Source organism: Oceanispirochaeta sp. (genome assembly GCF_027859075.1).
Lineage (GTDB): Bacteria > Spirochaetota > Spirochaetia > DSM-2461 > DSM-2461 > Oceanispirochaeta.
The window spans coordinates 1-9,701 of sequence record NZ_JAQIBL010000011.1 but is presented as its reverse complement, the minus strand read 5'-3'; the positions used below and the strand labels follow the sequence as shown (position 1 = coordinate 9,701).

Here is a 9,701-nt window from a genome sequence, read left to right as displayed (position 1 = left end):
GGAATAAAGAAATCTAAAAGCAAAAAATAAATCTTTGCATACAAATAGCAAAAAGGGTGACAAAAGCAAACGTCAAGTTCAATTCCTTGTTCTACAGCCCCCCAATTACAGATACGGGGCCACTCAGGACAACATTCCTATTAGCGCTAAGGTGAAGGCGAATTCCACATGTCCCGACTCCCGCCAGCCGCAGACGTTAGGTTCCGCCAGGCATCAGTGCTGATTAGCACATTAAGGAACAGATATACCAAAATCAAAACAAGTATTCCTTCCCATATCAAACAATTCTAAAAGTCTGTAGAACATAATTACTTATCTTGACTCGGTATAACTATTACCAACTGCAACACTCAATCAGAACTATTGCACCAGCCCATAATTATCTTGCATTAGTTGCAGGATAATTCTTATATTGGCTTAATACCCTGCATGCACTCATGTATCTGCTCTTTTGATCACCCTGATATTCAATTTATTGGAGTGGAGACCCCTTCATTCTTATTTTGAAGGACTGGTTATTTTAACATGAATGAGCAGTTGTTCAATGAGATAGTGGTGTTGACGAGGAAAAAGTGAGGGATTTGTTCAATCTTACTGAAGAAAGGGAATGTTTGAGAGTTAAGGAGCATTTTTTTGCGTCAAGGATCGTATGGCCCTTGCATGAATTGATTTTCCATCAGATTCAAGCACTTTTCTTACTGCCGATTCTTTAAATCCTAAACTGTATCTCATAATTGAAACCTCCATATTGGTGCTTCAACTATGTTGACTCATAGGGTTGATAGGGCAAAAATCCTTGCTGGTCTCTTATGAATTGTACCTTCTGGAACGAATCATAAGAGACGAAACCCCTGCTGCCGAGATCGTTCCTCGGCACGCCTGCGGTACGACTCTATATAAAGCCCGATCCCGCAGGGAGACGCCCGGATAGATGGTATTGATACTCTTACCAGGGGATTCTGGCATTCCTGTCATCCGGATAGGAGTCCAGGGGGAGGCTGCGAGCAAATCCGGACATGCGTCCTCCCGAGGCCTCCAGGAGTTCCAGACCTCCCGAGTGGAGTACCGAGTCGGGAAGAGAAGCTTCCAGACCCTGCTGGGCATAGAGATTCACCAGGTAGAAGTACTCCGCCATCAGCCGGGCCTCAGCCTCGGGGGTGTCTTTTAATAGGCTTTCATAGCGCTTCGAAAAGGAACGGGAGAGGCCGATGTTCCTGTTGTAGTTCAGGATGTCCCTGTGACCGTCCCGAATCATGTTTTCTTTTAAGTCGGCGGTGGAGACAAGGAGCTCATTGCTGTCCCGGCCGATCAATCGATAGGAGTGGGGATAGATCTGCAGAGATCCTGTGGCGATGCCGTAGAAGGAGTCGGAGCCCCTCTCGTGCCTTTTGATATCACTCTTATGAATATGCCCGGAGAGAGCGATTTTCACGCCCCTGTCCATGAGGAGATTCAACATCCTCTTCTCATCATTGATCATAAAGTTGGTCAGATCATGATCGATCTCGTAATGCTCCAGAAAGTTGTGATGCGTCATGACAATGACTTTCCCGCCCCCTTTTTGGGCCAGATCGATAGCCTTCCCGGCAAAATCATACTGACCGGGGCGAAAGAATCCTCCAGAGACAGAGTATCCCCGGTCTTCATTCCTTTCATAGGAGCAGCTGTCCAGTGACAGAAGATAAAGGCCAGTCTCCAGGCGTGCCAGATAAGAGAGGCCGCCAGGATCTGTCAGGACAGCCTCATTGAAACCGAAGTCTTCATATATGTCCCGGAATTCCTGAGGGTCCACGCTTTCGACTCTCTCGGTTCCGGCCCCGATGATACGGAAGGCCCGGGGATTGTTGATGTCGTGATTGCCGGGAGTGATAAAGACTTCAATACCGGAAGATTCAAATCCTTCCAGGATCAGAGCCATGTCTTCATGTGTCTCCCTTGCCCCTAAAACAGAAAGGTCTCCCGAGATCAACAGGGTTGTGATGCCTCTGCTGAGCAGGTCTGTTTTGAGAATGTTCATCATTTCCGTGGTGTACAGCACGGTTCTGCCCTCATTGTTCTGAGAAAACTCCTGGAAGCCGGGCGATGCGGGATCATAGAGGGAAGGCGCATAGTGATGCACATCCGAGACAAGGGCAATTTTGGTCTTCCCTTCCCTGAAAAGGTCCTGATCCTCCAGCTTTCTGTAGATGTCCTCCTCAATATCCAGGCTCATGGGAGCATCAGCATCGGGGATGGTGAGACTGGTGGAGGTCTGCAGAATCGTAATCAATAGAAATGCAGTAATAATTATTTTGCCTTTCATAGAAGATGAGTCTACCACAAGTGGAGAAGTTTGCATTCTTTATCTGTTGAATGTCCAAAACCAGCCTAATTTTAATTATTCGGTTAATTTAGTCAAAAACAAAAACCATAGATACCTTTTTTAACAGGATATATTCAATAAATAGCTTTTTAGAAACATTTGTTTTGACTAATAAACCATTCAAGACATAGGATTAGAGATAGAGCTGAGAGCAACAGGAGGGAATATGGAATTAAAGGCTAATAAGATTCCTGATGAATTCAGGATGATCGTGCCCCGGGGCATGAGGCTGGTGAAAAGACAGGAAGAGGATTTTCTTCTGGTCGAATCGGTTTACTGTCCCAAGGGACATAATCTGATGGTGGACAGCGTCCGCATCCATGGGGAACCTTCGATCAAGCTGGAAATTTCCTTTGGCGGCCAGAAAGGCCTCATCTTTGTGGATGCCTTCTGGGGAAGCCATGCCAAATTGTTCAGTTTCCTTCCCGAATGCGGTGAGGGGGATCATCTGGAGGGATTCTGCCCCTACTGCCATGTGCCTCTCAGGGAAGAGTACAGCTGTCACATAGAGGGCTGTGATTCTAAATCCGCTCTGGTCCTCCACCTTCCTTCCAGCACGGGAAAAGTCTATGTCTGTGACAGCCTGGGCTGTCCGGGACATTTTCTGGATGTCAACTCTCTGCCTCATGAAATGACCGAATCCATCAGCGGCATCAACTTCTTCGGACACGGAAGTGAAGATCTCTTCGGAGGTCTGGAATGAATAGATCGATCATCGAAGCGGACCAGTGCAAGGGCTGCCGGGTCTGTGTGAACTCCTGTCCCAATCACTGTCTCTCCATCGGGTCTGAGATCAACAAACTGGGGTATCAGTATGCCCACTCCGTCTCGGAGAACTGTACCGCCTGCGGCATCTGTTTTTATGTCTGCCCCGAACCAGGTGCCATCACGGTTTATAAAGGGGAGGTCCCGCATGTCTGAAAATGTCAAACAACTGATCAAAGGCAATGAAGCGGCTGTTTATGGAGCCCTCATGGGAGGAGCGACTCACTTTTTCGGCTATCCCATCACTCCTGCCAGCGAGATTGCCCAGGGTGCGGCCAGGTATTTTACCCTCGCGGGACGCCATTTCCTCCAGGCGGAATCCGAGGTCGCTGTCATCAATATGCTCTATGGTTCCGCCGCGGCGGGAGCCCGGGTCATGACCGCCTCATCGGGGCCGGGAATGTCTCTTATGGCGGAAGGACTTTCCTACATAGCCGGAGCCGAGCTGCCCTGTGTTGTGGTGGATGTGCAGAGGGCCGGACCGGGGCTGGGAAACATCTGGCCCGAACAGAGTGACTACAATATCACCGTCAAGGGCGGTGGTCATGGAAACTACAAAAGCATCGTTCTGGCCCCTCATTCGGCTCAGGAATTGTGTGACTTCACCTACCAGGCCTTCGAGCTGGCCGATCGGTACAGAATAACGGTGATCATCCTGGCGGATGCCTACATCGGACAGATGATGGAACCCGTGGAAATTCCCGGGATAGTCCTGCAGGGACAGAGGAAGGACTGGGCCCTCTATGGAGACAGGGAAAGCCGGGGAAACCTGGTCACTTCCATCCTGATGGACCCTCAGCTCCAGAGCGAACACAACTGGATGCTCCAGGATAAGTATGAACAGATAGCCAGGGAGTTCTGCCTGTGGGACGAGGTGGAAACTGAAGATGCGGAATACCTGTTTGTCGCCTACGGCATTACATCCAGGATCTGCCATAGCGCCGTGGAAGAACTCCGCAGCAAAGGCATTAAGGCGGGCCTCCTCCGACCCCAAACCCTCACCCCCTTCCCGCAGAAACGCCTGAAAGAACTGGCCTCAACAGGCAGAACCATCATCAGCGCCGAACTGTCGAATGGAATGATGGCCGAGGATGTGGACAGGATTTTCGCGGGGAAGGCTGAATGTGAACGTTTTTGCTGGCTGGGCGGAATCATACCATCGGTTCAGGATATCGTTGAAAGAGTCGGGACTCTGGCCCGGGGAGGTACGCTGTGATTGTCAAAGAAAAACCAAAAGCCTTTTACGATACATTTGAGAGAAAAGGTGCGGGAGAAAAAGTCACCCATTACTGCCCGGGCTGCGGCCACGGCACGGCTCATAAACTGATAGCCGAAGTATTGGCTGAAATGGAAATTCAAGACCGGACCATCTTCCTCTCCCCCGTGGGATGTTCCGTCTTTGCCTATTACTACATGGATACAGGAAATATCCAGTGCGCCCATGGACGAGCCCCGGCTGTGGGAACGGGAATCAGACGGACCCGGAAGGATGCCATCCTGATCTCCTATCAGGGAGATGGAGATCTGGCAGCCATCGGGACGGCCGAGATCATCCATGCAGCCAACCGGGGTGAGAATTTGACTGTATTCTTTATCAATAATGCCATCTACGGCATGACGGGGGGGCAGATGGCTCCGACCACACTGGAGGGACAGAAGACTCTGACCACTCCCCTGGGACGTTCCCCCGGACGGGACGGGCATCCCATCGGCATGTCCGAAGTGATGGCGTCCCTGAAGACTCCTGTTTTTATTGAACGAGTCTCTCTCTCTACCCCCGGAAAGGTCCTGAAGGCCCGGAAGGTATTCCGCAAGGCCCTGGAAAACCAGGTGGATCGGAAAGGATTCAGTTTCGTGGAGGTTCTCTCCCCCTGCCCCATCAACTGGAAGATGGACCCGGTGGAAGCCCGAAAATGGATGCAGGATCAGCTGGAACCCCTCTACCCTGTGCAGAATTTCAGGGATCATTCAGAGATTCCCACTCCCGCCGATGATACGCTTCCCTTTTTGAATGATGCCGCCCTGATCGAACTGCTTCAAACAGGCGGTTCTGTCCCGGAACCCCCATCGACCTCGGAGAAACTGGAACAGAGGGTGAAAATTGCCGGGTTCGGCGGACAGGGGGTTCTCTCTGCAGGAGTCCTTCTGGCCAACTACGTCCTCGCCCGGGGGTATCAGGCCACCTGGCTCCCCTCGTACGGTCCGGAAATGCGGGGTGGTAAAGCCAATGCCAGCGTCATTTTCTCGACCCGGGAGATTGGTTCTCCCGTGGTGGCTCATCCCAACGTGCTCATCGCCCTGAACACTCCCTCCCTGGTCAGCTTTGAACAGGATGTCCAGCCGGGAGGACTGATCCTGGTCAACTCATCCCTGATTAAGGAGAAGGTCAGCCGAAAGGATGTGGAGGTCCTGGAAATCCCCGCCTCCGAAATGGCAAGGGAGGGAGGCGTTCTGGCGACGGCCAATATCATCATGCTCACCATCTACCTCAAACACCGGGACCTGGCGGATATCCGGATTCTCAAAGGCATACTCCCGGGGAGTGTAAAACGCAAGGAGGCGGTGGATCTGAACCTGAGGATGATAGACAGGGCTCTGGAATATTATGAGAGAATGTTTTCATGAGTTTTCTTATACTGGTCGTCAATCCCGGCTCGACCTCAACAAAGGCAGCCCTGTTCAGGGACCGGGACATGCTGGAGGAGAGTTCCCTCAGCCATGATCCTGAAGAACTGAAAGCCTGCGGCAGCCTGGCGGGTCAACTGGGACTCCGCATAAATGCCGTACTCTTTCTTCTGAATCAGGAGGGAATTCCTCTGGGGACAGTGGATGCCGTCATAGGACGGGGCGGTTTGATGAAGCCCCTCCCCAGCGGCGTTTACGAGATCAGCCGGGAGATGATGGAGGATATGTCTGAAAACAGATACGGGACTCATGCCAGCAATCTGGGGGCTCTCATGGCCAGACAGCTGGCGGAGGCCTTTGGAAAAAGAGACTGTCCCGCCCTGATTGCCGATCCTGTCGTGGTGGATGAATTGATCCCGGAGGCAAGAATAACCGGCCTGCCTGCCATAAAACGGCGGAGCATCTTTCATGCCCTGAATCAGAAGTCGGTGGCCCGGCAGGCGGCGGAGATTCTGGGAGGGCAATATGAGGAGCTGAATTTCATCGTGGCCCATATGGGCGGGGGAATCTCGGTAGGAGCCCACAGGCAGGGCCGGGTCATCGACGTCAACAACGCCCTGGACGGAGAGGGGCCCTTCTCTCCCGAACGCAGCGGCACCCTCCCCGCCGGGCAGCTCCTGGACCGGGTGGAGGCGGGAGTAGCCCTAACAGAACTCCGCCGAAGCCTGACCGGTGAGGGAGGCCTGGCGGCTCTGACGGGGACAAAAGATCTGCGTGTTTTCCTGGAGCAAGTCCAGGGAGGGGACGGGAAGGCCGCGGTTGTCTACAAAGCCCTGGTTTTACGGGTTTCACAGGAGATATGCCGTCATGGAGCCACCCTGGAGGGGAGGATCGACCGGATCATTCTCACAGGAGGGCTGGCCAAGAGCACCCGATTCACCGAAGATTTGAAGAAGAGAGTGTCCTTCCTGGCCGAGGTCCTGGTCATTCCGGGAGAACGGGAAATGCAGGCTCTCGCCGAAAACGCCCTGGCTGTCCTGAAGGGTGAGCGTAAAATCTGCAGGTATGAGGTCCAAGGAGTGGGATGAAAATGCATCTGAATGACATGCTGACAAGCAAGCGTAAGGGACGGGTTGCCCTGATCCGGGCAGAACACGAAGAATCCCTTTTAACGGTGAAACGAGGGATCGAGGAAAATCTGGCTGATTTTATTCTGATCGGAGACGGGGACATCATCCGTGAAAAAGCCGAGTCTCTGGGTATTTCCCTGGAGAGATGCGACATCCGTCCTGTCCAGAGCGACAAGGATGCCGCCGACATGGGCGCCCGATTAGCCGCAGACAAAGAGATCGATGTTCTGATGAAAGGGATGATCCAGACCTCCGTCTTTACAAAAGCCCTGCTCAACAGGGAGTGGGGGCTGATCCCCGAGGGCGGTTTGATCAGTCATATGGGCTTGTTTGAACTCCCGGGACTGGACCGTCCCGTGGGGATTACGGATGCAGCCTTGAACATACAGCCCGACCTGAGTCAGAAGATCATCATCCTGAGCAATGCCATCGCGGTGATGCACCGATTGGGTGTGGCCCTTGTGAAAGCCGCCTGCATTGCTCCTGTAGAAATGGAAAATCCCAAGATCCCCAGCACCATAGATGCGGCGGCCCTCTCCAGGATGGACTGGGAAGGCGCCCTTGTAGAGGGTCCTCTGGCTCTGGATGCGGCACTCTCGGCAAAGGCTGCGGCAGTCAAGGGGATCGAAAGCGCCCTGGCAGGAGAACCCGACCTGCTCCTCTTTCCCGACCTGAATACGGCTAATGCGGTTTATAAGGCCTTTGCCTTTACGCCGGGAAGCCGGAATGCAGGCATACTGGCAGGACTCAGCCTGCCTGTGATCCTGACCTCCCGTTCAGATCCCGAGGAGACCCGTTACCTTTCATTGAAACTGGCCCTGGGGGCCATGGAATAATGAAAAAAGAACTTACCAGCGGTTATAGACATCCTCGGCAAACCCCAGAAAATCATTCAGGATCAGTTCCCGTCCATCATCCAGGCGAACCCTTCCGCTGAACCTGCCGAAGACCTGATGCTGTACCGATTTGATCAGCAGAAGATTCACCTGAGAAGAGCGGTCAAAAAGGGGCTTAAAATTAAGATCAAGCCGTCCGTCACTACTGGTAAACGTCCAGGGTTTAGTATAATCTTCCGGATCAAAATCAAAGAGAACCTCATCCAGCTTATGAGCCCTATGCTCAAAAAAAAGCAAATTTTCGCTGGCAGGGGTTCTGTCGGAAAAACCATAACCCAGATTAAAACCGAAAGGTTTCCCTTCGAGGTATCCGCTGGCGGAGCTCCAGTACCATCTGTTTTGATAGGTCCAGGCGCCCCGGCCCCAGTCCAGTCCTCCTGAAGCCCGATCGGGATTAAAATTGAAACTGTTTGAACCGGCTTTCACCGTGCCTGATGCGGGCATGCAGTTAATCTTCCGGTTATAATAAAATCTTTTTCTGTTTTCCTTCCAGGAGGTGGCGATATTCATGCTCTCCATGCCTTCAGGCTGGGTCAGAGTCAGTGTCCCCGAGAGCCCGGTTCCCTCTCCGGGAATATCCATCTGTGCCAGTTCGAAAGAAAGGATTCTCTTCCCGGAACCCGTCTCAAAGCGCAGATTCATGTCTTTATTCTTAAATTCCAGAATCCCTGCGTCTGAACCCAGGGTTCCTTCCCCCAGTCCTCTTGTAATTCTGCCCAGGGTCAAAGGGGCGATCGTGTCGGCCTGCTTAAAAGTGTTCTTTTCAAAATCCAGCCAGCATACGGCCATAAGTCCTGCATAACCCAGATCACTGATGGTAAAGGTGATGCCCTTTTTAAGATCATCAGACAGGACATAGTAATAATCCCATTCCTTGATCTGCAGGGCATTGGCCCGGATGGCCCCTCTGTCATAATGCCACAGGGGCTGCCTTGCCCAACCAGGATGCAGGAGTAACCCTTTTTTATCCAGAAGATCGGAAGGCTCTGTCAACTCAAACTGGTGTTTCATAATTTTCTCCTTTTCTTTTCAGTGGTACATCCTGGAAAAGCAGGTAGGGGACAAGAATCAGGATAACAGAAGATTCCTGAAAAGGGTTTGTTTTTTTTCATCCCCATCAGATTGAATATACTCGAACCGAAGGATACACTGCCTCTCATATGCAAGACCTGAATGATCCCGATATAACCGATTGGGAAGATGAGTTTTTCGAAAAGATTATCCTGACCGCCAGCGACCTTACAGGCAGGAACTTCCAGGACTGCCACTTTAAAACCTGCCGCATCAGCAGCTGCATCCTCACGGGCAGCAGCTTCAGAAACTGCCGCTTTGAAGACTGTGAACTGACCCTGCTGAAGGTCGCCAATGCAGGATTCAGCAACTGTGAGTTTATCCGAACCATGCTCCAGGGAATCAACTTCTCAGAATGCAATAATCCTCTCTTCTACCCGGACTTTATAGACTGCGAGATCCGCCACTGTTTTTTCAGCAATATGGATCTGAAAAAAAAGGTGTTTACCGGCTCCCGCTTCCGGGACAGCGAGTTTTTCAGGATTGATTTCAGAGAAGCCGATTACTCCAGGGCGGAATTCACCGAAACCCCCTTCAGTGAATGCGACCTGAGAAAAACCAATTTCACCGGGGCCCGTGGCTACACCATTCATCCCGAACAGAATAAACTGAGAGGTGCCATTTTCACCTACCCCGATGTGACAGCCCTCCTGGCCCCCCTGGGGATTGTGATCAAAGATTGATTGATAGTCAAAGGATTCTGATCTTCTCGGTAGCCACCCGGCTCCAGAAGCCCGTTGAGGGATTCTGCATCATTGTGTCAAATTCCGCCGGGGTATAGACCAGAAGGTCCAGCTCCGGTCCCAGATCATAGAGATCATCAAACTCAGGGGGCCGCTCATTGAAGGGGCG

Annotated in this window: 9 protein-coding genes; 7 read left to right on the top strand and 2 right to left on the bottom strand. The window is 52.0% G+C overall.

Annotated features, from left to right (window positions below; translation table 11 throughout):
• Window positions 1–946: 946 nt before the first annotated feature.
• Complete coding sequence (locus PF479_RS00845; RefSeq protein ID WP_298001276.1) at window positions 947–2,302, bottom strand: metallophosphoesterase; 1,356 nt, start codon at window positions 2,300–2,302, stop codon at window positions 947–949.
• A 226-nt stretch (window positions 2,303–2,528) separates the two neighbouring features.
• Here PF479_RS00845 and PF479_RS00840 point away from each other — a divergent pair, with 226 nt between their 5' ends.
• The 6 genes from PF479_RS00840 to PF479_RS00815 are packed head-to-tail and all read left to right on the top strand — an operon-like array spanning window position 2,529 to window position 7,718.
• Window positions 2,529–3,065 carry a hypothetical protein gene (locus PF479_RS00840; RefSeq protein WP_298001274.1) on the top strand — a complete coding sequence of 179 codons (537 nt, stop codon included), beginning with the start codon at window positions 2,529–2,531 and terminating at the stop codon, window positions 3,063–3,065.
• Window positions 3,062–3,283 (top strand): 4Fe-4S dicluster domain-containing protein, encoded by a 222-nt coding sequence (locus PF479_RS00835; RefSeq protein ID WP_298001272.1) that lies wholly within the window; start codon window positions 3,062–3,064, stop codon window positions 3,281–3,283. The genes PF479_RS00840 and PF479_RS00835 overlap by 4 nt, the downstream gene beginning before the upstream one ends.
• On the top strand, window positions 3,276–4,343 hold the full coding sequence (gene vorB, locus PF479_RS00830; protein ID WP_298001270.1) for a 3-methyl-2-oxobutanoate dehydrogenase subunit VorB: 1,068 nt from the start codon (window positions 3,276–3,278) through the stop codon (window positions 4,341–4,343). Before PF479_RS00835 ends, vorB begins: the two co-directional genes overlap by 8 nt.
• The gene (locus PF479_RS00825; RefSeq protein WP_298001268.1) at window positions 4,340–5,752 is read left to right on the top strand and encodes a 2-oxoacid:acceptor oxidoreductase family protein; all 1,413 of its coding nucleotides are present in this window, start codon (window positions 4,340–4,342) and stop codon (window positions 5,750–5,752) included. The genes vorB and PF479_RS00825 overlap by 4 nt, the downstream gene beginning before the upstream one ends.
• Window positions 5,749–6,840, top strand: coding sequence for a butyrate kinase (gene buk, locus PF479_RS00820; RefSeq protein WP_298001266.1), 1,092 nt, complete (start codon window positions 5,749–5,751; stop codon window positions 6,838–6,840). Before PF479_RS00825 ends, buk begins: the two co-directional genes overlap by 4 nt.
• A complete protein-coding gene (locus PF479_RS00815) occupies window positions 6,837–7,718 on the top strand; it encodes a phosphate acyltransferase (protein ID WP_298001264.1) in 882 nt (293 codons plus the stop codon). Before buk ends, PF479_RS00815 begins: the two co-directional genes overlap by 4 nt.
• Window positions 7,719–7,730: 12 nt before the next feature.
• Here PF479_RS00815 and PF479_RS00810 read toward each other — a convergent pair whose 3' ends face one another.
• Complete coding sequence (locus PF479_RS00810; RefSeq protein ID WP_298001263.1) at window positions 7,731–8,789, bottom strand: DUF2804 domain-containing protein; 1,059 nt, start codon at window positions 8,787–8,789, stop codon at window positions 7,731–7,733.
• Window positions 8,790–8,938: 149 nt separating this feature from the next.
• Here PF479_RS00810 and PF479_RS00805 point away from each other — a divergent pair, with 149 nt between their 5' ends.
• Window positions 8,939–9,532 (top strand): pentapeptide repeat-containing protein, encoded by a 594-nt coding sequence (locus PF479_RS00805; protein WP_298001261.1) that lies wholly within the window; start codon window positions 8,939–8,941, stop codon window positions 9,530–9,532.
• Window positions 9,533–9,701 lie beyond the last annotated feature (169 nt).

Excerpts from the sequence above, each read along its gene's own strand:
- PF479_RS00810 (WP_298001263.1), bottom strand. The coding sequence starts at position 8,789 with ATGAAACACCAGTTTGAGTTGACAGAGCCTTCCGATCTTCTGGATAAA.
- PF479_RS00835 (WP_298001272.1), top strand. The coding sequence starts at position 3,062 with ATGAATAGATCGATCATCGAAGCGGACCAGTGCAAGGGCTGCCGGGTC.
- vorB (WP_298001270.1), top strand. The coding sequence starts at position 3,276 with ATGTCTGAAAATGTCAAACAACTGATCAAAGGCAATGAAGCGGCTGTT.
- PF479_RS00840 (WP_298001274.1), top strand. The coding sequence starts at position 2,529 with ATGGAATTAAAGGCTAATAAGATTCCTGATGAATTCAGGATGATCGTG.
- buk (WP_298001266.1), top strand. The coding sequence starts at position 5,749 with ATGAGTTTTCTTATACTGGTCGTCAATCCCGGCTCGACCTCAACAAAG.
- PF479_RS00845 (WP_298001276.1), bottom strand. The coding sequence starts at position 2,302 with ATGAAAGGCAAAATAATTATTACTGCATTTCTATTGATTACGATTCTG.
- PF479_RS00805 (WP_298001261.1), top strand. The coding sequence starts at position 8,939 with ATGCAAGACCTGAATGATCCCGATATAACCGATTGGGAAGATGAGTTT.
- PF479_RS00815 (WP_298001264.1), top strand. The coding sequence starts at position 6,837 with ATGAAAATGCATCTGAATGACATGCTGACAAGCAAGCGTAAGGGACGG.